General features: G+C 42.0%; 19 protein-coding genes. 7 read left to right on the top strand and 12 right to left on the bottom strand.

Features of this window, described 5'->3' with window-relative positions; translation table 11 throughout:
- Positions 1-42: 42 nt before the first annotated feature.
- Positions 43-1,023: an aldo/keto reductase gene (locus NPUN_RS23955; RefSeq protein ID WP_012411052.1), complete on the top strand. Its 981-nt coding sequence runs from the start codon at positions 43-45 to the stop codon at positions 1,021-1,023.
- Between the two features lie 248 nt (positions 1,024-1,271).
- Here NPUN_RS23955 and NPUN_RS23960 read toward each other — a convergent pair whose 3' ends face one another.
- The 4 genes from NPUN_RS23960 to NPUN_RS23975 form a co-directional block, all read right to left on the bottom strand.
- On the bottom strand, positions 1,272-1,649 hold the full coding sequence (locus NPUN_RS23960) for a response regulator transcription factor (RefSeq protein ID WP_041566390.1): 378 nt from the start codon (positions 1,647-1,649) through the stop codon (positions 1,272-1,274).
- A gap of 74 nt (positions 1,650-1,723) precedes the next feature.
- Positions 1,724-5,095, bottom strand: a complete 3,372-nt coding sequence (locus tag NPUN_RS23965; RefSeq protein WP_012411054.1) for a PAS domain S-box protein — start codon at positions 5,093-5,095, stop codon at positions 1,724-1,726.
- A gap of 13 nt (positions 5,096-5,108) precedes the next feature.
- A complete protein-coding gene (locus NPUN_RS23970) occupies positions 5,109-7,070 on the bottom strand; it encodes an ATP-binding protein (RefSeq protein WP_012411055.1) in 1,962 nt (653 codons plus the stop codon).
- Between the two features lie 771 nt (positions 7,071-7,841).
- On the bottom strand, positions 7,842-8,342 hold the full coding sequence (locus NPUN_RS23975) for a hypothetical protein (protein ID WP_012411056.1): 501 nt from the start codon (positions 8,340-8,342) through the stop codon (positions 7,842-7,844).
- 803 nt (positions 8,343-9,145) lie between these two features.
- Between NPUN_RS23975 and NPUN_RS23980 the strand changes: the two genes are divergently transcribed.
- A complete protein-coding gene (locus NPUN_RS23980) occupies positions 9,146-9,595 on the top strand; it encodes a GNAT family N-acetyltransferase (protein ID WP_012411057.1) in 450 nt (149 codons plus the stop codon).
- A 101-nt stretch (positions 9,596-9,696) separates the two neighbouring features.
- On the opposite strand, the gene NPUN_RS23985 is transcribed toward NPUN_RS23980, so the two are convergent.
- Complete coding sequence (locus tag NPUN_RS23985; RefSeq protein ID WP_012411058.1) at positions 9,697-11,913, bottom strand: ATP-binding protein; 2,217 nt, start codon at positions 11,911-11,913, stop codon at positions 9,697-9,699.
- Between the two features lie 554 nt (positions 11,914-12,467).
- Between NPUN_RS23985 and NPUN_RS23990 the strand changes: the two genes are divergently transcribed.
- A complete protein-coding gene (locus NPUN_RS23990; RefSeq protein ID WP_012411059.1) occupies positions 12,468-13,394 on the top strand; it encodes a cobalamin-binding protein in 927 nt (308 codons plus the stop codon).
- Between the two features lie 151 nt (positions 13,395-13,545).
- Here NPUN_RS23990 and NPUN_RS23995 read toward each other — a convergent pair whose 3' ends face one another.
- The 3 genes from NPUN_RS23995 to NPUN_RS24005 form a co-directional block, all read right to left on the bottom strand.
- Complete coding sequence (locus NPUN_RS23995) at positions 13,546-13,848, bottom strand: TMEM165/GDT1 family protein (RefSeq protein ID WP_012411060.1); 303 nt, start codon at positions 13,846-13,848, stop codon at positions 13,546-13,548.
- Positions 13,849-13,916: 68 nt separating this feature from the next.
- Entirely contained in the window at positions 13,917-14,348 is a 432-nt protein-coding gene (locus tag NPUN_RS24000) for a TMEM165/GDT1 family protein (protein WP_012411061.1), read from the bottom strand.
- Positions 14,349-14,475: 127 nt separating this feature from the next.
- Positions 14,476-14,826 (bottom strand): YkgJ family cysteine cluster protein, encoded by a 351-nt coding sequence (locus NPUN_RS24005; protein WP_012411062.1) that lies wholly within the window; start codon positions 14,824-14,826, stop codon positions 14,476-14,478.
- Positions 14,827-15,217: 391 nt separating this feature from the next.
- Here NPUN_RS24005 and psb30 point away from each other — a divergent pair, with 391 nt between their 5' ends.
- A complete protein-coding gene (gene psb30 / locus NPUN_RS24010) occupies positions 15,218-15,361 on the top strand; it encodes a photosystem II reaction center protein Ycf12/Psb30 (protein WP_012411063.1) in 144 nt (47 codons plus the stop codon).
- Between the two features lie 156 nt (positions 15,362-15,517).
- On the opposite strand, the gene NPUN_RS24015 is transcribed toward psb30, so the two are convergent.
- Positions 15,518-17,665, bottom strand: a complete 2,148-nt coding sequence (locus NPUN_RS24015) for a single-stranded-DNA-specific exonuclease RecJ (protein ID WP_012411064.1) — start codon at positions 17,663-17,665, stop codon at positions 15,518-15,520.
- 83 nt (positions 17,666-17,748) lie between these two features.
- Entirely contained in the window at positions 17,749-18,174 is a 426-nt protein-coding gene (locus NPUN_RS24020) for a hypothetical protein (protein ID WP_012411065.1), read from the bottom strand.
- 82 nt (positions 18,175-18,256) lie between these two features.
- Between NPUN_RS24020 and NPUN_RS42115 the strand changes: the two genes are divergently transcribed.
- The 3 genes from NPUN_RS42115 (at position 18,257) to NPUN_RS24030 (ending at position 18,907) form a co-directional block, all read left to right on the top strand.
- On the top strand, positions 18,257-18,496 hold the full coding sequence (locus NPUN_RS42115; protein WP_167315545.1) for a hypothetical protein: 240 nt from the start codon (positions 18,257-18,259) through the stop codon (positions 18,494-18,496).
- A gap of 83 nt (positions 18,497-18,579) precedes the next feature.
- Positions 18,580-18,678: a UPF0175 family protein gene (locus NPUN_RS43595; protein ID WP_234710973.1), complete on the top strand. Its 99-nt coding sequence runs from the start codon at positions 18,580-18,582 to the stop codon at positions 18,676-18,678.
- Between the two features lie 28 nt (positions 18,679-18,706).
- Positions 18,707-18,907: a PIN domain-containing protein gene (locus NPUN_RS24030; RefSeq protein WP_234710974.1), complete on the top strand. Its 201-nt coding sequence runs from the start codon at positions 18,707-18,709 to the stop codon at positions 18,905-18,907.
- 196 nt (positions 18,908-19,103) lie between these two features.
- Here NPUN_RS24030 and pstB read toward each other — a convergent pair whose 3' ends face one another.
- Positions 19,104-19,934 carry a phosphate ABC transporter ATP-binding protein PstB gene (gene pstB, locus NPUN_RS24035; protein WP_012411066.1) on the bottom strand — a complete coding sequence of 277 codons (831 nt, stop codon included), beginning with the start codon at positions 19,932-19,934 and terminating at the stop codon, positions 19,104-19,106.
- A 51-nt stretch (positions 19,935-19,985) separates the two neighbouring features.
- Positions 19,986-20,885: a phosphate ABC transporter permease PstA gene (gene pstA, locus NPUN_RS24040; RefSeq protein WP_012411067.1), complete on the bottom strand. Its 900-nt coding sequence runs from the start codon at positions 20,883-20,885 to the stop codon at positions 19,986-19,988.
- Positions 20,886-20,887 lie beyond the last annotated feature (2 nt).

Consider the following 20,887-nt stretch of genomic DNA (forward strand, 5'->3'; position numbering starts at 1 on the left):
AGTTGATTTTTTCTGACCAATTACTGACTAGGAGAATATTTGATGAAAACTAGAAAACTAGGGAAACTTGGGTTAGAAGTTTCAGCTATTGGACTTGGTTGCATGGGAATGTCTGAGTTTTATAGTGGTCGTGATGAAAATGAGGCGATCGCTACAATTCATCGAGCATTGGAACTTGGAGTTAATTTTCTTGATACTGCTGATATGTACGGGCCTTTTACTAATGAGCAATTAGTAGGTAAAGCAATTAAAGATCGTCGAGATCGAGTAGTATTAGCAACCAAATTTGGCAATGTCCGCACTGAAGATGGTGGTTGGAAAGGAATTAGCGGCAAACCCGAATATGTCTATCAAGCTTGCGATGCCTCACTCAAACGTCTGGGAGTGGAAGTGATTGACCTCTATTATCAACATCGGGTAGATACAACCGTACCCATTGAGGATACTGTCGGAGCAATGGCAGAGTTAGTAAAGCAAGGAAAAGTGCGTTATTTAGGGCTTTCAGAGGCTGCTCCGGCGACGATTCGGCGGGCTGTGGCAGTTCACCCCATTGCAGCACTCCAAACAGAATACTCTCTTTGGAGTCGAGAGCCAGAGGATGAAATTTTACCTACCGTGCGGGAATTAGGAATTGGGTTTGTTGCCTATAGCCCATTAGGAAGAGGGTTTTTATCAGGTGCGATCGCTAGTCCTGACGATCTAGCACCTGATGACTATCGCAGAAATGCGCCTCGCTTTCAAGGTGAGAATTTTTATAAGAATCTACAATTAGTTGAGCAAGTGAAGGCAATTGCCACCGAAAAAGGAGTAACTGCTAGTCAGCTTGCACTAGCATGGCTATTGGCTCAAGGAGAAGATATTGTCCCAATTCCTGGTACAAAACGCCGTACCTACTTAGAGGAGAATGTTGCAGCTACCGAAATTACCCTGACTGAAGAAGAGTTGAATCGACTGGAAGCAGTTGTACCAAAAGGTATCGCAGCAGGTGAGCGCTACCCTGACATGAGTACCGTTAACCGTTGATCCATTAACGAAGTGTAACCAGATTTGTGCCGATTGTTCCCAGTAGTGCGATGTCTACGACGGGCTACGCCTACGTAGGTGAAAAGCTATAGCAATCCGATTTAATTTCTAATCATTCTTTGATGATAAATACACCTGTGCTGTAGGGGCAATTCATGAATTACCCCTACGACATATATGGTTTTCTAAATCATATACAATTGATATTTACTGTTAATTTTTCAGCTTTAAAAAAATCATAATTTTACTTAAAATCCTAACACCTGCCTTGATTTTTCAAGTACTTCTTTGGGGCGAAATGGTTTAGTTAGATATAAATCTGCACCAACTTCAATCCCTTTTTGTTTATCAAATTCCTGTCCTTTAGCTGTCAATATGATGATGTAGATGTCAGTCATTTCCAAGTCATGTTTAACAATGTGGCAGACTTGCAAACCGTTCATTTTAGGCATCATCACATCGAGAAAAACTAGATTTGGTTTTTCAGTTTTGATAGTTTCAAGAGCTTCTTCTCCATTTCTAGCAGTTAGAAGTTCTACGCCCTCATCTTCTAATGCTTCTAAGGCTTGTTCCATCAAAATCAAGATATTGGGTTCATCGTCAACAATCAAAATTTTCTGGGTCATAAGATTAGGGAGTGGGGAGTGAGGCATTGGGCATTGGGTTCAACTAATTTTTTCCCAGTACCCAATTCCAGCGATTACTGATCGGACAGCATAATAAAGAATACATTTTCCAATTCTTTTTCAAAGCGTAGGGTTTTCACAAAATCGGCTTCTTGAGAAAAGATAGAATCAATGATGATCATGTCAGGTTTGGCTGACAGGGCTTTATTTATGCATTCTTGCGGATTGGAGGCTTCAATCACGCTGTATCCTTGAGCTTCTAATACATCTGATAGGGTTTTTAAGGCTGATGCATTTTTATCTACAACTAATACCTTTTTACTAGAAGTGCCCTGGTAAAGCAGTGAGCCTATTTCGTTGAGGAGTTTCTCTGTGTTAATGGGCTTGGTGAGATAGCGATCAATGCCAATATGGTAGCCCCGTTCTTTGTTTTCAATAATTGACAGAATAATGATCGGAATGTCTGCGGTCTGGGGATCATTTTTGAGAACGGCTGCCACATCAAAGCCGTTGATTTGGGGCATCATTACGTCCAAAAGAATCAGATCGGGACGGGCTGTTTTGATTTGATGAATTGCATCCACGCCGTCTTTTCCTTCCCGAACGTTGTAGCCTTCGTTTTCCAGTTGTTGACGAAGCAGTTCCCGAATGTTAGCGTCATCATCCACAACTAAAATGGTTTTACGGTTTTGGTTCACCACTGGGTTTGTGGTGATGACGTGTTCTTTGAGTTGTTTGACTAGCGTATCCAAATTTAGATTAGCAGTGGTTTTTGGATCGCTGGCGTAGGTGGGAATGATGAACGAGAATACGCTGCCCTTACCTGGTTCACTCTCAACCCAGATTCTACCGCCGTGATGATCGATGATTTGTTTGCAGATGGGTAGTCCTAACCCTGTGCCTTTGGGTTTGTCGGTGAGGGTGTCACCAACTTGGCGGAATTTCTCGAACACTTTCGGCTGATCTTCAGGTGCAATACCAATGCCTGTGTCGATGACGCTGATGCAAACACCGTCATGTCCTTGTTTAACGCGGCAGGTGACACAACCAGATTCAGTAAATTTAACGGCATTGGAAATCAGGTTGATTAAAACTTGCAGCAAACGATTGCGATCGCCTACTATCTGAGGCAGTCCAGGTTCAATCTCGCTGACCAATTGCAAGCCATTGGTTTCAAATAACCCGGCGGTAGAATTGGTTGCCCAATCCAGTAATTCGCTGGGATCGAGCGGCTGCATCTGCCATTCCACCTTACCTGCTTCCATCTTGGCGATGTCTAAGACATCGTTAATTAAAGACGTGAGCCGTTCTGCTTCCGACACAATAATGTTGAGATTATCCGCCACCCGCTTAATGGTTTTTTGAAGCTTGCGGTCTTCAGTAGAAATTATTGGAAACACATCGGTTTCTAGCTTTTCTTTAATAATTGATGCAAAACCGAGAACAGAAGTTAGTGGTGTTCGCAGTTCATGGGAAACCGTTGAGATAAAGTCGGTCTTCATCTTGTCAATCTCTTTTTCTGCTGTTATATCCCGAATCAGCAGCGCAGAACCGAAGCAGGCTAGGGGTTCTTGCTCTACCGTCTTTTTGAAAATAGCGGTCGCCACTGCCTGACCAATACGTTCCTTCGTCAGTGCAACTTCAGCAGAAAATACCTCTTCGGGATGAGATTGAGTTCGGGCAACCAGTTCTGCTAAACCAGATATCGGCAGTTCTCGGTAGTGACCTTTGAGGGCGGTAGCTGTCAATCCATACATGGTTAAAAAGGCAGGATTGAAGTGGGTAATTTGTCCTGCGGTGTCTGCCACTAACAAACCATCTGCTAAGTTATCTAAAATGGCATTTAATCCCTGCGCTTCTGCTAGGGTATTTTGCAGGGCAGCTGTCCGCTCGACAACTCTGGCTTCCAGTTCTTGATTCAGTTGCCGTAGAGCGATTTCTGCTTGTTTGCGGGCAGTGATGTCGGTATTGATTTCCAGCACCGCGCAGGGCTGACCAGAGATGTCTCGTTGCAAAGTCCATCGACTCTGGACGGTAATCAGTTTGCCAAAATGGGTGAGGTGTTGCACTTCTCCTTCCCAATTTCCTTGCTCTAATAACTCTGCGATGATTTCTTCTTTTGGTTTTGGAAAAGTTTTTTTGAGAAATGCTTGAATGCATTGGCCTTTTACTTCTTCACGCGTCCAACCGTAGAGTCTCTCGGCACCCTGATTCCAGTGAGAGATTTTGTCGCTCATATCACGGACGATGATGGCATCGCTGGAATGATTCAACATATCCAATAAACGTTGATTTTCAGCTTCTGCCAGCTTGCGATCGTGAATATCAGTACAGGTGCCAATCCATTCCCGAATACTGCCATCCTCTTCTAGGACGGGGGCACCACAGACAGAGAAGTAGCGGTATGTGCCATCCTTACCACGCAGCCGATATTCGGTTTGGTAGATACCTCGGTTTGTCATAGCAGCATTCCAAACTTCTGTGGAGCGGGCACAGTCATCGGGGTGAATTGGATCGAGCCAGCCCCAAACCTCAACTTCAGCTTCGCTCTGCCCCGTATAGGCCATCCAGGTGAGCATTTCATTGCTTATTCCCAGTCCTTCCGGGGTAGCTGCCCAGACTATCTGTGAAGTAGCAGTTACTAAGGAGCGATATCGTTCTTGAAGACGCTGATTTTCGGCTTCTGCCAGCTTGCGCTTGTGAATATCGGTGCAGGTGCCAATCCACTCCCGGACGCTGCCATCTTCTTCTATAACGGGCGCACCCCAGACCCAAAAGTAGCGATAGTTGCCATCCTTGCCACGAATTCGGTATTCAATTTGATACATACTCAGGTTTGCTACGGCAGCACTCCAGACTTCTCCGGTGTAGGCGCGATCGTCAGGATGAACGGCATCAATCCAGCCCCCATTTTGCGCTTCAGCTAGACTTTGACCTGTATAGGCTATCCAGCTTGCCAGTTCAAAGCAAATTCCTTGTGGTGTGCTTACCCAGACAATTTGTGTATTAGCAGTTACAAGAGAACGGTATCGAGCTTCACTCTGTTTCAGGATTTGTTCAGTATGTTGGCGTTCCTGCTGAAAGCTTCGAAGGTCGCTGATATCCTCCACACTAGACCAGATCAGTTGCTCCCCATCTTTCTCAATCATCAGTCCAGAGATCCTGACTGGAACCAGATGCCCCTCTTTGTGGATTAACTCCTTCTCATAGGGACCGTAGCGACCAGTTTGTTCTAGGTTCTCTAGCGTAGCTTGGTCGGCGATCGCATAGTTTTCCGGAGTAATTTGCCAGTAGTTGAGATTCAGTGTTTCTGGAACAGTGCGCCCCAAAATTGCAGCATAGGCGGGGTTGATGTTAATTAGTGTCCCATCTGTTCGGCATAGTACTAGCCCAACAGGACATAGTTCAAATAGCTGACTGTTGTATTCATCAAGTTGGTTAAACATGGTTAAGGTTTCTTTAGCGGCGTATTTGGGTAGGGTTAGAACAACAGAACCAAGACAACAAAGTGGCGTAAAGCTTTAACGAAATTGGGTGGCGTTGGAACATCTGGTAAATTTGATCGGGTGATGCACCTTCTACATCTGGACTGTGCTGTGAAAGTCGCTGGATCAGTTGAGTATGGCGGATCAGCAAATCCGTTGGTTTGAGCATTGGAGCTGTTGATGGAATGAAGCCGTCAGCATCGGGAGTGGGGGATGATTCGGTTGTGGGAGTTGGCGAGGCAGAGGTGTTATTTTGTTCTTCCGCAGCGTCTGCCAATGCACAATTTACTGGAATCTGAATCCAGAATTCTGTGCCCTCACCTGGTTGAGAACGACACTTGAGCATTCCCCCATGTTTGTCTACAACAATTTGGTAGCTGATTGCCATGCCTAACCCGGTTCCCTTACCAACATCTTTCGTGGTGAAGAAGGGATCGTAAATGCGGCGGATTACTTCCTCCTTCATGCCTGGGCCGTTGTCGGCAATGCGAATCACAACCCACTGGTTGTCAAGGACTTCAGTGCGAATGGTGATTTGTCCCGTAGGGGGGGGTATTTCTTCATTGCCCATTCCCTCCTCTAGAGCATCAATGGCATTTGCCAGGATGTTCATAAATACTTGATTCAACTTTCCGGGGTAGCATTCAATCAAGGGAAGTTTGGCATAGTCTTTAACTATTTCAATTTTCGGTCGGCGAATAGCCGCTTTCAGGCGATGGTGAAGAATCATCAGCGTCCCATCGATGCCATCGTGGATGTTGACGGCTTTCATTTCTGCTTCGTCATGGCGGGAAAAGTTTTTCAGAGATTGGACAATTTCTACGATGCGACCTGTGCCCAGTTTCATGGAATCTAGAAGTTTGGGGAGATCCTGTATGATAAATTCCAGGTCTATATTGTCTAACTCTGATTCCAGTTCTGGAGGAGTAACAGGTAGGAATTTCTGATACTTTTCCAACAGGTGCAACAAGTCTTGGGCGTATTCGGCAACATACCTTAAATTGCCGTAAATAAAGTTAACCGGGTTATTGATTTCGTGGGCTACTCCGGCAATAAGTTGTCCAAGACTGGACATTTTTTCGCTTTGGATTAACTGAGTTTGGGCCAATTGCAGCTCATGAAGAGCTTGCTGAAGCTTTTTTGTCTGGGCTTGTGCTTGGACGGCTGCTTGAGTGCTCTGCTCGTAAAGTACAGCTTTGTCAATGGCGATCGCTGTTTGAGAGGCAAAGATACTCACAAGTTTCAGGTGTTCGGCTTTGTATGATTCGGTTTTGGATGCCCCAATCGCGATCGCTCCCAGTACCCGCTCTTTGGCTCGTAACGGTACACAAATTATGGCGCTAACGTTTTTTTTCACCTCTAATCGAGGATCGGTTTGCACATCATTGATCAGTTCTGCCCGGTTGGATTGCACAATGTTGCCAATAATTCCCTTACCTGGTTCTGGGTGGCTATCGTCAAAAAACTCCCCAAATTCGGCAATGATTTCAAATGCAGTTGCATCTGGACTCAAAAGCAGAATCATCCCCGCAGACGATTCAATTAATCGACTTAATTCCTGAAGCACGAGTTGAGCAATCTGTCGCGTATCCAAACTTGTTGCGAGTTGAGTCGAGATATCGTCAAACAAATCAATTTCTTGGTATCGCTCCAGCAATTCTATGGCCAGTACTTTCTTCTCAGCTTCTTGCTTGGCCAACAATGAGAGCAAACTTGCAACTAGAATTGCCTGCTCTCCTCCCACAACCCAACCGATGATTTCTCCTGACATTTCGATTGGATATCGGTTTTCGGTAGTTTGCTCCCCAATGCTAAGTAGTTTTGTGCCGTCTACCAGTTCAATATCAAGCGCAATGTTGAGCTGGTAGACTAAGTTATGAAGGAGAGATGGCAACTCTTTTTTGTTGAGAATCTTTCTGAGGCTAACTGGGGACATAAAACACCTCATAAGCAGCAAGTTGCAAATTAACCCCATTCAAGCAAATTGGGTGATTAATTTTATCAATGAAGGCAGGAGATAGAGGGCAATAAGTGAGACAGGACGCTCTTGGGTATTTTCCCCATAAGCGGCTGCGTTCGTGTAGCGTCTTCGTTCGCAAAGCGTGCCCGAAGGGCTTTGGAGATACCCGAAAGGTAGAAGGAAAACAGCCCTCTCTGGAAAAGAGAGAAATTATCATAAAAATCTAGAGATATAATAATTTACTAATTAAGGCTAGCTTTCCCAAAAATATTGGCGATATAACAACGAAGTTGAGCGGTAACAAATACCTTTATACTTCGTAACAAAGGTATACTTTCATTTGTGTAACTTGCTTAGTGTTTTATGACTTACGCAAAACCACAGGCCTAGGGACAATACCTTGCGGGTACTCCATTAGAGAACTCGTAGAGAAGCGGCTACTCTACGAGATGCTCCGCGAATGCGTCTACATGAATTCCCACTACCTGAGAATCAGGATTTTGGCTAAAGTTTTACGTGAATCCTTTTTACGAGATGCTGTTTGCATTCACTACAAGCCTTTAATTATTTACACCACTTTACTTACTTGTAAATTTGGAATTAGCTTTTATTAATATATAGGTGAGCGCATTTTTGATACTGGAATAATCCCATGTCTGGCAAAATATAAATAGGGCACCAAAAGAAACTGCGATCGCAGTCTCTTTTAGTACTTTTAAAAAGTATTGAGATAAGTAGTAGCTTCAGTTAGATCCGAGAATAGCGAAAACGAATTCTTAGTAACCGAAGCCAGCGTAACCACATTTGTGCAGGTTGTTCAAAGAATGTAAAAATATCACCGAAACCTAAATTAGTTTTGTGATGATGTAACCAGTGTCTTTCAGGAGTAGTAACAAATAAAATTTGGCAAAAAATATTTATAAGCTTTGGAGTTTGCCAACCAAGTACACTTATGTGTCTCCACCAGACATGAAACTGACCAAGCAGCAATCCCGAAATAACGCCAATGGGAGAGAAAGACCACAAGACTACTGCTATGAGTACATAAGGCAAAGCTCCTAAGATACCATCTAAAAGAACTTGGGGATTAAAAGTCAAAATAGCGTAGTGGCGGAAGTCTTTTTTCCAGGAGTGGTGCGTTTTTAAATGAAGGCTACCAAAAACGTGCTCGGGTACATGGTAAATAAATGTAGAGAGAAAATCACCAAAAAACAGTAATAACCAAGCAACAGCGATAGCCTCAAGCATTTGTACTCCTCAAGAATAGTTAGAAAACTCCACAGAAAATATGCAAATGTCATGATGTCGGCGTAGACACATGGTTTCCTCCATGCAAGCAGCATTTGTGCTTCTCATGGATCTACGCTCCAGTGAATTTGGCTCAGAGTATATGTAATTGGATCAGTTGCAGTTTCATGAATCTCCAATCCTTAAATGCAGTAAACAGCAACTCCTAATAACCTCCAGTTTGACTTTTAGCTCTGGGTTAATGGTAACAATACATCTAAAACCCGATGGGGATACAGTATTTTACCATAGTTACTACACAATCTTCTTACTAAGGCATACAGCGTAGGCAAAGATTGAGTTAAAGTTAGTACAAATTTAGGTTAAGGCTTTTTTTAAATTGCTAATTCCAAATTGATTGCAATTAAGTCTCAATGATGAATCTAATCAGAGTCACAGAAACAGAGATTGTGCCAAAATAATGTGGGTCATCAAGGTGAGTAAAGCGAGTTTACAATTAAACTCAGATATTGCAAAATTTGGAACATCTATAACTAATATGATTTTTAAGACAGAAGTGAGTAAAACCTAAATTTTGGCCCCTAAAATCAAATTTAAATTCAAATTTTACCTATAAAAATCGGAGCAATACCTAGATTGAGCTACACCTAAGCTAAAATTAGCCCTGACATTATGAGCCTATAATAAAAAATAACCCTGTTTTATCTAAGCAGGTTGGGGCGAAATTGTGAGGAAAATGTCATTATATAAGCGTATTGCTATATACCCTACTTATTTTATAATCTAACAGAAGAAAGAGTTTTATGATTAATTTTTTATCCATAAAAGTTGCGGAAATACCTAAAGATTACCCCGAAATTCAAGCAATTAGACGAGTAGTTTTTCTGGATGAACAAAAGGTAGATCCTGCCTTAGAATTTGATGGCAAAGATGCAATATCTGAGCATTTGGTTGCTTATTTAAATGAAGAAGCTGTTGGTACTGCCAGAATTAGATATTTGGAAGATAAAACTGCCAAGATAGAAAGGCTTGCAGTTTTATCTACAGCTAGAGGGCAAGGTATTGGTACAAAAATTATGGAAAAGGCACTACAGGTTATAGCTAACAAAAATATTACAGAAGTTGTGATTCACGCCCAAGAATACGTGAAAGATTTATACAAAAAACTGGATTTTGTAGAAGAGGGAGAAATCTTTGAAGAAGCAAGCATTCTCCATGTGAAAATGAGAAGGAAAATCTCATCTTCTAAATAATCTATTTATTTTAGTAAGTGGCGATGGCAGCAGGTTAAAAAATTACAATGATTTTAAATACGAAATTGCCTAACCAATAAACAAGGATTTTTCTAGTAAAATTAGCTTAAATATCGCATCAGTAATGACTCTAGCTTAACTGTGCGAATTGGCTTAACAAGATAGTCATTAGCACTAGCTGGTAACTTGTTAATTTCTTTTTCTATAGGTTCGCTCAAGGTCATTATTACAATCGGCGTATCTTTCCAAGAAGGATTTTGTCTAAGGATATTTAGCAAATTTAAGATGCTAGTTTTTTTAGTTAGCTGAAAATCAAAAAAAACTAAATCTGGTTTGAGGCTTTGTACTTGTTTCAAAAAATCGTTTTCATTATCTATCCACTTGACTTTATAGCCTATTGACTCAAGATACTCTTGCAAAACTGTTGCAGTTTTTTCCTCTTCTTCTACAACTAAAATAGTTTTATTTTTGGGGATATCTGGGGAGGAAAAGAAAGTAAACTCTTCTCCCTCATCTCCCTCATCTACCTCATTTTTCCCATCCTCGACTGCTTTCGAAGGTACTGGATTTGGTAAAAACAAAGTGAACTGACTGCCTTCTCCTAAAGTCGATGTAACAGTTACATCTCCACCATGCAAACGCGCTAATTTGCGTGTTAAAGCTAGACCTAAACCAGTGCCTTCATACTGCCTATTGAGTCGGCTATCAAGCTGTTTAAATGGTTCAAATAGAAATTGAAACTGATTTGGGTCTATACCAATTCCAGTATCTGAAACTGTAAAGGTTATTCCTTGAGGTACTTTTTTCACTACCAGCGATACATTACCGACTGGGGTAAATTTAATGGCATTGGTGAGCAGATTGAGTAGCATTTGCTTGATTCGCCGCTCATCGGCAATACAAATATCCTCTTGTAGGTCAATTTTGTAGGTGAGTTTTAGCCCCTTTTCTGAGGCGCGATCGCGCACTGTCCAGATGGCATAATTACATAAATCTGATACTGGTAAAGGTGACAGTAACAATTCTTCTTTGCCTTCTTCTACCTTCGATAAATCAAGGATATCGTTAATCAGTGCCAGCAAATGCTCACCACTACTATATATACAACTCACATATTCGTTCTGCTTTTCATTGAGAGAGCCAACTATTTCTTGTTGTAGTAACTGTGACAAGCCCATAATCGCATTAAGAGGTGTTCGCAACTCGTGGCTCATAGTTGCTAAAAATTCAGTTTTTGCCCGACTAGCAGCTTCTGCTGCTTCTTGAGAGGCACGTAGTTTCAATTCTGTTTCCTTGCGTTCAGTAATATCCTCAATCATCGCTAGAAAAAACTCAGGTTCACCATTGCTGTCTGGTATAACAGAAACAGAGATATGAGTCCAAACTAGGCTACCATCTTTATGTAAGCAGCGTCTTTCCATCTCAATGCGATGTTTATCGACAGCCTGTTCCTCAAGTTTGGAGATTTGGAAGCCGAACCTTGAAGTTTTCCCTGAGTTTTTGCCAATTTCTGACACTAGTTGTTTGTAAAGTTTTAAATCCCCCTTTTGTATGGAAATGTAATCTGTAAAGCGCTTGGCGTATAGTTCTTCTCGGCTGTATCCTAAAATCTCGCACAGTACCGGATTAGTATCGACTATCTGCGCTTTCATATCTATAAGTCCAATACCAATAGAAGAACGTTCAAAAATTGCCCGAAATTTCGCCTCACTCTGTCGCAGTGCTTCCTGTACCACATTCCGCTCGCTTGCTTCTATAGCCAGAGTCACGAAATCTGCAATCGAGCCAGCAAAAGTTTCCTCTTCTAAAGTCCATTGGCGAAGTTCACCTATGTGTTCGTGGCAAACTACGCCTACCAAACGACCCTCTAGCCAAATGGGTGCATCCAGTAGGGACGTGATGCCTAAAACACAAAGATAAGGCTGGGATAATTCTTGGGTTCTTGTATCGTTTATAGCATCATTTGCGGCAATGGTACGTTCTTCTTCTAAAGCCTGGAAATAAGCTGGATAATTTTCTTGTGAAAGCGAGTTACCAAAGCTATGCTCCTTGGTGTTTACATCATATAAATCGATGCATTCAATTTTTGAGCGTTCTTCATTATATAACCACACCCCAACTCGCTTGACTAAGAGCGTCTGAGCAGCAGTTTCTGTAATCTCTTTCAATACTGCATTAAGATTGCCTTGTTGAAATGTCTTGCTTCTTGCCAGTTGTACTAATGTCTGGCTTTGTTTTCGACGACTATTTTCTCTGATTTGTAAAGCCTCTTGGGACTGATTTTGCTCTGCAATATCTCTAGCTGACACCACCTGCATTACTTGACCTCAAGAAGAAATAATTTTGCCTTCGAGTTCTACGCAAAAAGTAGAACCGTCTTTGTATAACTACAATTACTTGGTATGGTTTTTCATAACCGGAAAGTATATTTTTTATAATTTAATTTTTCTAATTCTAGATAACGAGTTCCAAACTAGACTTTGCTAATCACTTTTATTACTTTATGCCAGTAATTTTTGCCAGGGGATAATTAGCATTTACAGTAATTTTACTATCAAGTAATTTCACACAAATATTAAGTAGTATGGTGTTTTGATTCGGGAAATAGAGAGTGGTGTAGTCTATTTATTTTAATTACTTGAAAAAGGCTGTAAGTCAATTTATTGGTTAGTGTTAATATTAATTCATTTTTTTTGGAACTGTACAAAATCAAGCTTACTGAGGCAATGGGACATAAATCCTAAGCTCTGGAGCAACTTCACAGATAATCAATATGATTACCAAAACACTGTTGATTCCCCTAGAGAAAGATACCTAATGGCTAAAATTTTGAGAACATTAAGGTAATGGCAGCTTTTATGGAGGTGGAGCGATGACAGTTAGTAATGTAAGAATTGTTTCCCTGATCCCCGGTGGAACAGAGATTTTAGCGGCACTAGGATTGGTTAATGCTATTGTGGGGCGATCGCACGAATGCGATTACCCTCCAGAAATCCTCGATCGCCCTGTTTGTACCCAAGCACGCTTAGACTCTAATGCCTCCAGCAGCCAAATTAACGATGAGGTGAACGATTTCTTACAATCTGCTCTCAGCATTTATGAAATCAAAACTGATGTTTTAGAGCAGTTGCAGCCTACTCACATTCTCACTCAAGACCAGTGTGATGTTTGCGCTGTTAGCTTAGACGAAGTTGAAAAGGCAGTTGCCACACTCATTGACAGTAAACCACAGATTATTTCTTTACAACCCAATATTCTCCAAGATATTTGGGCTGATATTGAGCGAGTTGGTAATGCCTTCGAGGTAGACTCGGTAAAAGCCTTAGAAAATTTAGAAGCTCGCGTCAAAATTTGTCAGCAAAGAATCCAAGGACTTTCTTTAAATGAACAGCCTACTGTTGCCTGTATCGAGTGGACTGATCCTTTGATGGTTGCCGCCAATTGGATTCCTGAATTAGTTAACTTGGCAGGAGGACAGTCACTATTTTGTTGTACAGGTCAGCCTTCTCCTATCTTGCCGTGGGAAACACTATTAACAACTGATCCAGATGTCATTGTTTTTATGCCTTGTGGCTTTGATTTAAATCGCACTCGCCAAGAAGCCAAATTGTTAACTCAACGTCCAGAGTGGGAAAAACTACACGCTACACAAGCTGGTAGAGTCTACATCACTGATGGCAATTCTTACTTTAATCGTCCAGGACCACGACTGGTAGATTCTCTAGAAATTTTGGCTGAAATTTTACATCCCGAAATTTTCCAATACGGCTACAAAGGAACGGCTTGGGAACTTTTGTAAAGAAGAATTCAGGAGTCAGAATTCAGGAGTCAGAATGGGCTAAACCTTAGCTATCCGCTAACAGGAGTCAGTATGAATTAGAGTCCGGTGGCGTTTTAACTCCATCTCTTCATGGATAGAGTCTTCTGAATTCTCTCTTCTGAGTCCTTTCTCATGGTGTTTCTTCAGAATCCGCCGATGGTTCGTTGTTAAATAACAGCAAGCGTGCAGCAAGGATGGCAAATCCGATCGCAGCGATCGCTTTTAACAAACGTGTAGGTAATAATTCGGCTACTGCTCCCCCTGCTAATGCACCCAACAGGCTAGTCAACAGCAATGCACCTGCTGCACCAAAAAATACTGCACGCGGAGAGTTAGAACGCCCTGAAAGTGCGATCGCTGCTAGCTGACTTTTGTCACCCAATTCTGATAAAAAAACTGTAATAAAGCTCAGTCCTAAGAGATGCCAATCCATATTATTTAGGGGGAATGAGGAATGGGGAATGGGAAATGGGAGTTTCTCCAATGACAAATGACCAATAACTAATGACTAGTAAATACATCCCAAAACAGCATTAGGGAAATTACCAACAACATCACACCTGCTGATTTTTCTACAGTTTTTGGGCTGAGTCGGCTAGCCATCCAACTACCTAAAAGTACACCTAATAAGCTGGTGGTTATCAGCGCCGCTGCCGATCCGAGAAATACCACCCAAGGCGAATGAGATTCTGCACTCATTAATAGGGTGGATAGCTGAGTCTTATCTCCAATTTCTGCGAGAAAAATGGTTACAAAAGTTGTGCCAAAAACTACTAACACTGATTGCTGCTTTGGAGGACTATCGGCAACTACAGGCTGAACTAGCTGGGCGATCGCAGGAGTCAAGTTAAAATCATTGCTGTCTTTCAGTTCTAGCTCGATCTCAGTCTGAGCTATGCCAGAAATCTCCAAAGGTGCAGAGTCAAGTTTCACAAGCAGTAGTTTTGGTTGCTAGGTTATTTTCATATTTCTATCATATTCTCAGATTGTTGTAATAAATTGCAACTACATAAATGGAGATAAAAAAATTATGGGGTGTCTTTGTGTCCTTAGATCCTCCTTACAGCCCAATAGCTTTATCGAAGCGTAGTATTTCTAAGCTGCGATCGCCATATACTCCTTCTATTTGCTGGCGACAGCAGTCAATAGCAAAATCGTTGACTTCTTCAGGTTCAACCCCATACATATCTTGAAAAACTTCTGATTCCACGCGGCAGAAACGAGGACGATCTGAGTAGATGCGACATTCGCGCGTGGTATGGTCGAAATTAACGCACCATCCGCCTTCGCCTACCATGCTGAGGTAGAGTTCTAGTTCTGGTGGAGAGAGATACTCATCTAAATCTGGACGATCTGCTGGATCGAGATTACAGCAGGCTCCACATTGTTTTACACATTGCCAAGTTGCCATTTTGAATTAGGGAGTGGGGAATGGGGAATGGGGAATGGGGAACTTGTACTGAGCGCAGTCGTAAAGCCTGCGGCATAGCTACGCTTAGGGCGCAGCCTCTCGTAGAGAAGTATGGGGAATGGGTAGCAGGAAAGGATTAGGGGACGAGGGGGACAAGGGGAAATTATTGAATAAGCCTCTTCCTTGTCTCCCCCCTCTTCCTTGTCTCTTCTCCATGCCCAATGCCCCTCTGCCTCTTCTGCTCAATCCCCCTATTTTACGTTTTTATGTCTTTTCTTATAATTTTGTTAAGTAAATTAAATCCAACAGGCCATAGACAGATATGATCGATTGCGGGTTTTGTAATTAAGTTATTGAATTTTTTAAGACAATTGGAAGGAGAAAGGGGAAAATGTTTGACGCTGTATCTGACTTGGTTAACGCTTTTACCAGTATCAATTGGGAAGTTATTTTCCAATTGCTGTCCGTGGCGCTAATTGTAATTGCTGGCCCAGTAGTAATCTTTTTGTTGGCATTTCGCAACGGCAACCTATAAGATTTCTGAGTGCTGATTAAGAGTTAGGGGTGAGGAGCGATGCCCTGAGCCTGCCAAAGGGTTAGGAGTGAGTAATTAAATTTTATTCTCAACTCATAACTCATAAATCAGCACTCACAATGTTACAGTCACAAGTGATAAGTTAATTGATAACTCTTAACTTTTAACTGATAACGCTTGAAGTGCAGCTTGAATAATACTGTCATACTGTGGCTGAGAAATATCAACTTCTTTAGCGTTTTGACGATTAGTACCAAGTAAACCGATTATATGTCCTGGCTGCATGACTAACACCTTGCCTTCAGGGTTTTTAATTCTTAATTCTGCTTCAATGCCGTTTTTATAGAAACCACAAGTATAGTTTCGCTGATTGTACTCAAAGTTGGTACTTGACGAAATAGGTGGCGAAGCAAAAAATTTTTGAATCTGAATTGGCAATCTAACACCGATTAACTCTAGCTCGATGGTGGTGTTGCCGTTAAAATAATTTTCTCGCAGTTTGTAAGCTACATCCACTCGCGGCGGTAAGCGGAAGTAGTCGCCCCAACGCCAAGCGATCGCTTTAATTCTGTAATCCTGATTATCAATAGTTTGGGCAATTGTCAGTTTGATGTGACCCTTACCAACGATTTTTTGCTCAACCACTTGAACATTAGCTGTCCAAAAAACTGGATCGGGGTTGTCCATACCGCAAGGATGTAGAGCATTAAGCTGTTGGTAAAGCTGCTGATTGATCTGATCGAGGTTGACTTCGGCATCAATTTTGAGCAGAGGCTTGAGATGCTGGGGTTCAAGACACTGGTTAGCAAACTCAATCAAACGCGATCGCACCATCTGTAAATTTTCTGCTGGTAGAGAAAATCCCCCTGCGGCTTTGTGTCCGCCATATTTTCCTAGTAAATCGTGACAATATTCCAAAGCTTCAAACACATTAAACTCTGGAATTGAGCGTGCAGAACCGCGTATATGTTCCCCATCCTCATAAGTACCGATAAATACAGGAACACCGTAGCGTTCTACCAAGCGGGAGGCGACAATCCCAATAACGCCGTGATGCCAATTGGGTTGAACAACAATTAATACACGATCTTGTTGTAGAGATGTAACAAATTCTGATTCTACATAAGCGATCGCTTCTTGTTCAATTTGCTGACACATTTCCTGGCGAGAAGCGTTGATTTGTTCGCACTGCATTGCTCTTTCCAGCGCCACCCCCATATCATCTGTAGTCAGCAATTCAATCACAGTCTGGGGATTACCAATTCGACCGATAGCATTAATTCGTGGTCCCAAGCGAAACCCGATATCTTCAGGCTTGAGCGATTTTGGATTTTGGATTTTGGATTTTGGACTTGTACTGAGCGAAGTCGAAGTATTGGCAATTTCCTCCCCTGCTCCCCTGCTCCCCTGCTCCCCTGCTCCCCCTGCTCTCTCCTCTCCCCTCGCTTGCACGCCACCTACCTGAATCAACGCCTGTATCCCAGCTAAGTTGGATTTGGGTAAATGCTGTAAACCACGTTTCACCCAACGGCGATTTACGCCAGTTAAGGGAGCTAAATCTGCGATCGTTCCTAGTGTAAACAGTGCTAGCATCGGCTGGATCAATCCCTTCGTCTCGCCTAGCTGTTGTGCTAAAGACACTGCCAAAATATAGGCAACACCAACACCAGCAACACCCCTATAGGGTGAGGATTCTGCTATTAGCTTAGGGTTGAGGATAGCATTAGCTGGCGGTAATTTTTGGGGGATATCGTGGTGGTCGGTGATAATAACTGCAAGACCAAGTTCTCTAGCTCTAGCAACTGGTTCAAACGCAGAGATGCCATTATCTACAGTCAGAATTAATCCCACACCTTCGCTGTGAAATTCTTCAACTATGCGTTTATTGATACCGTAGCCTTCGTGCATCCGGCTGGGGATAGCATAATCTACCTGTGCGCCTAAAGTGCGGAGACTACGTAAAAGTAGAGCCGTGCTGGTCATTCCATCAGCATCGTAGTCACCACAAATAGCAATTTTTGTTTGAGAAGCGATCGCATTTTGCAACAACTCCAAACTAATCGCCAAATCTGGGAAATCTTCTAATGGCGAAGGTAAGACTAATGACTCTGGCTCTAAAAATGCTTGTGCTTGTTCTGGTGTTTCCATACCCCGATTAATCAACAACTGGCTGATAATGGGCGAAACATTGATCAAAACCGCCAGTTTTTGGGCAAATTCTGGTTTTTGTGGATAAATTTGCCAGCGCTGATTAGGTAAGCGCCTGGTAGGTTTTGAGAATTCAGATACAGGTCGGTCTAGCACAATACAAGTTAGAATTTACTTAGTTATGAGTGTTGAATTGAAAGTTGTTTCTTAACTCATAACTAATAACATTAATTTGCTGTCTAAAACACGTTTATTCTACCATCATCCATAATATACAAAGAGCGATCGCCCGGAGAGCGCCAAGTCGGACGGAGTTCCAGCCGCAATGTGCCAAAGTTAGGTTTCGAGACAATTGCTTGTAGTGACAAACCCTTTTCGCTCCAAAATATCAGAGATGTATTTGGCTCTGTACCTTCTATTTGTTCTAAACTTAGTTTCTGCCCTGGACTCAAAGTCATTGCATCAGTCCCAGAGGGTTTTTGGATTTTGATGATGTTAGGTGTGCTATTTATCACTTCAACTCGGATGTGTTGCCCAGGTGTAAACTGAATTGGATGCGACCCACACTTAGAGGCACAAGTTCGAGCTAAGGTAGCACTGGGATTATTGATTGATGCTACTAAAACCGTAGCTGCAACTAAAGCAAATGACAGAGGCTTAAACATAATACACAGTATAAGTACTAAACTGAAATGTTACTTCAATTTAGTACTATTAAGCCTCAGCATATTTTCCAGAATTAAGCTAATGCAAAGCAACATCAGCTCATCATTCATCGATAAGCGATTTAATCGTGATTTAGCCAGTCGTCGAGTTGTTGTTGAGTCACCACTGGGTGCGTCGCTTCGCTATGCTAATTGGACTGGTGTAAGCCATAATCAAGACAGAATTAGGAATCAGGAACACAGAAGTGAATCATGCACATCCTATCCCTTCATTATCCCGATGGCTTACTTATTACCTCCGGTAAATCACCCCAAGCCTTAGAAGCAGAACTCACATTTTTGCTCGCAGTCAAACTATTTGAGCTACGCTGACTATCGCTTGGTAAAGCCGCCGCCTTTTGCAGCATGAACAAACCGCAGTTCATGTACGAACTAGGACGTTTGCAAATCCCTGTTATCAACTTAGATGATGACCAAATCGCCGACGAATTGCGCGATGATTAACTAGTCCACTCCAGATAGTACGGTACTTTTGGATGATGCTCAAGCACGAAGGATCGCAGAACGCTTAGGAATTCGCCGGATAGGTACTCTTGGCATTTTGCGTAAGGCGAAAAAAGCAGGCTTGATTGTTGAGCTTAAAGTATATATTGAGCAGTTACGCACTAATGGAATTTATATCCGATCTAGCCTCATTGATGCAGTGCTACGGGATGTCGGAGAAATAGACTAATCGCGGGTTCAGATAAAACTCAAGCAAAATTTTTTGAGTGTTATGCAGCATAGGGTGACTCTTCTACGCATTATAGATTGAGTCTGTAGTGCGATCGCTATTTTAGTGAGTCTGGTATCACAAAACAAAACTCTGTACAAAGTTTTAACTTATTGTACAAGGTTGTCTATTATCCTAAATACTTGGGACAAGCTCTTTAACCGAAACGTCCACTGATATAGTCTTCAGCTTCTTTAGTTTGAGGAGAACTGAACATCTGGGCTGTCGGATTAAATTCAACTAATTTTCCGCGACGTTTGCCATACTCGTCAATTTCTGTATTGAAGAAAGCTGTGAAATCTGCCACTCTGGAAGCTTGCTGCATATTGTGTGTCACCATGATGATGGTGTATTGCTGCTTCAGTTCTAAGCAGAGTTCTTCTACTTGGCGGCTAGAAATTGGGTCGAGAGCAGAACATGGTTCATCCATCAATAATACATCTGGCTTCATTGCGATCGCACGGGCTATGCAAAGTCGTTGCTGTTGTCCGCCAGATAATGCAGTACCTTTCTCTTTGAGTTTGTCTTTGACTTCATCCCAGATAGCAGCACGTCTGAGAGAATCTTCCACCAATTCATCAACGTTACCTTTGTAACCGTTAGCACGCGGCCCAAAAGAAATATTTTCGTATATTGACTTGGGGAAAGGATTTGGTCTTTGAAAAACCATTCCGACTTGGCGGCGTAATTTGACAGAATTTATCTTAGGATCGTAAATATTGCGATCGCGGTAATTCAGTCTACCCTCAACCTTAGCTCCAGGGATTAAATCATTCATCCGGTTGAAGCAACGCAGTAAAGTACTTTTACCACATCCTGAAGGCCCAATAAAAGCAATAATTTGTTTTTCAGGAATCTTGAGATAGACATCTAAAAGTGCCAGAAATCCACCATAGGAAACTTTCACACCTTCAACATCGAATACGCTCTTATCATAGTCGATTGTGGCACTATCTGATTGACTTCTACTACTATTGCTATAAGTCATTTTTCGTTTCCCCTAATATTTGTGAATGTATCCAATTAGATATTTAATTACCTAACGTATTGAGAAGCGTTGTCTAATATAAATTGCTACACCATTTAAAACTAAAATCAGGAGTAACAACGCGATAATTGTCGCTGCTGCTGCATCAGCAAAACCCGGTTCAGGACGAGTGATGTAACTGTAAATTTGAATGGGTAATGCCATAAATCTCTGAAACAAACCGGGGTCAAAAGTGAGAAAACCCACAGCACCGACAACAATTAGAGAGGCTGCATCACCAATAGCGCGGGATACAGAGATAATCACGCCTGTCAAAATACCGGGAATAGCATAAGGTAAAACATGACTGCTGATAGTGCGCCATTTTGTAACACCTAACCCATAAGAAGCATTTCTCAGGGAATCTGGGACGGCGCGAATTGCTTCTCTAGCTGTCACAATAATTACTGGTAAGGACAACAAAGATAAAGTCAACGCGCCAGAAATTAAAGCGGGGCCGAACCCAAGCAAATAATTGAAAACTCCTAAACCCAGCAATCCATAAACAATAGAAGGTACACCCGCCAGATTACTGATGTTAATTTCAATAATCGCTGTCCACCAAGCTTTAGGTGCATACTCTTCTAGATATAATGCTGCTCCAACACCAATGGGTACAGTAACCAAAATTACAACTGTTCCTAAAAGAACACTGCTGATAATTGCAGGACGAATACCACCTTGGTCAGGAAAACGAGAAGGAGTTTCTGTGAGAAAACCGGGTGTTAAAAATCTGCCTAATCCATCTCGAAAAATATCAAAAAGTAGCAATACTAGGATAAATAAACCAATTAATAATCCTAATAAAAAAATTACTTCAAATACTTTTCCTAAGGTCTCCCTACTTTCAACATTATCGGTAAATTCTGCTGCCGAATCTAGAGAATCATCTTGTTGATAACTTGTAGCCATAC

It is taken from the genome of Nostoc punctiforme PCC 73102 (genome assembly GCF_000020025.1).
Lineage (GTDB): Bacteria > Cyanobacteriota > Cyanobacteriia > Cyanobacteriales > Nostocaceae > Nostoc > Nostoc punctiforme.

Excerpts from the sequence above, each read along its gene's own strand:
- NPUN_RS24020 (WP_012411065.1), bottom strand. The coding sequence starts at position 18,174 with ATGTTTAAGCCTCTGTCATTTGCTTTAGTTGCAGCTACGGTTTTAGTA.
- NPUN_RS23975 (WP_012411056.1), bottom strand. The coding sequence starts at position 8,342 with ATGCTTGAGGCTATCGCTGTTGCTTGGTTATTACTGTTTTTTGGTGAT.
- NPUN_RS23960 (WP_041566390.1), bottom strand. The coding sequence starts at position 1,649 with ATGACCCAGAAAATTTTGATTGTTGACGATGAACCCAATATCTTGATT.
- NPUN_RS23985 (WP_012411058.1), bottom strand. The coding sequence starts at position 11,913 with ATGCAGGTGGTGTCAGCTAGAGATATTGCAGAGCAAAATCAGTCCCAA.
- pstA (WP_012411067.1), bottom strand. The coding sequence starts at position 20,885 with ATGGCTACAAGTTATCAACAAGATGATTCTCTAGATTCGGCAGCAGAA.
- NPUN_RS24005 (WP_012411062.1), bottom strand. The coding sequence starts at position 14,826 with ATGGCAACTTGGCAATGTGTAAAACAATGTGGAGCCTGCTGTAATCTC.
- NPUN_RS23980 (WP_012411057.1), top strand. The coding sequence starts at position 9,146 with ATGATTAATTTTTTATCCATAAAAGTTGCGGAAATACCTAAAGATTAC.
- NPUN_RS23990 (WP_012411059.1), top strand. The coding sequence starts at position 12,468 with ATGACAGTTAGTAATGTAAGAATTGTTTCCCTGATCCCCGGTGGAACA.
- NPUN_RS23955 (WP_012411052.1), top strand. The coding sequence starts at position 43 with ATGAAAACTAGAAAACTAGGGAAACTTGGGTTAGAAGTTTCAGCTATT.
- NPUN_RS23965 (WP_012411054.1), bottom strand. The coding sequence starts at position 5,095 with ATGTTTAACCAACTTGATGAATACAACAGTCAGCTATTTGAACTATGT.
- NPUN_RS42115 (WP_167315545.1), top strand. The coding sequence starts at position 18,257 with ATGCAAAGCAACATCAGCTCATCATTCATCGATAAGCGATTTAATCGT.
- NPUN_RS23995 (WP_012411060.1), bottom strand. The coding sequence starts at position 13,848 with ATGGATTGGCATCTCTTAGGACTGAGCTTTATTACAGTTTTTTTATCA.
- NPUN_RS23970 (WP_012411055.1), bottom strand. The coding sequence starts at position 7,070 with ATGTCCCCAGTTAGCCTCAGAAAGATTCTCAACAAAAAAGAGTTGCCA.
- NPUN_RS43595 (WP_234710973.1), top strand. The coding sequence starts at position 18,580 with ATGAACAAACCGCAGTTCATGTACGAACTAGGACGTTTGCAAATCCCT.
- pstB (WP_012411066.1), bottom strand. The coding sequence starts at position 19,934 with ATGACTTATAGCAATAGTAGTAGAAGTCAATCAGATAGTGCCACAATC.
- psb30 (WP_012411063.1), top strand. The coding sequence starts at position 15,218 with ATGTTTGACGCTGTATCTGACTTGGTTAACGCTTTTACCAGTATCAAT.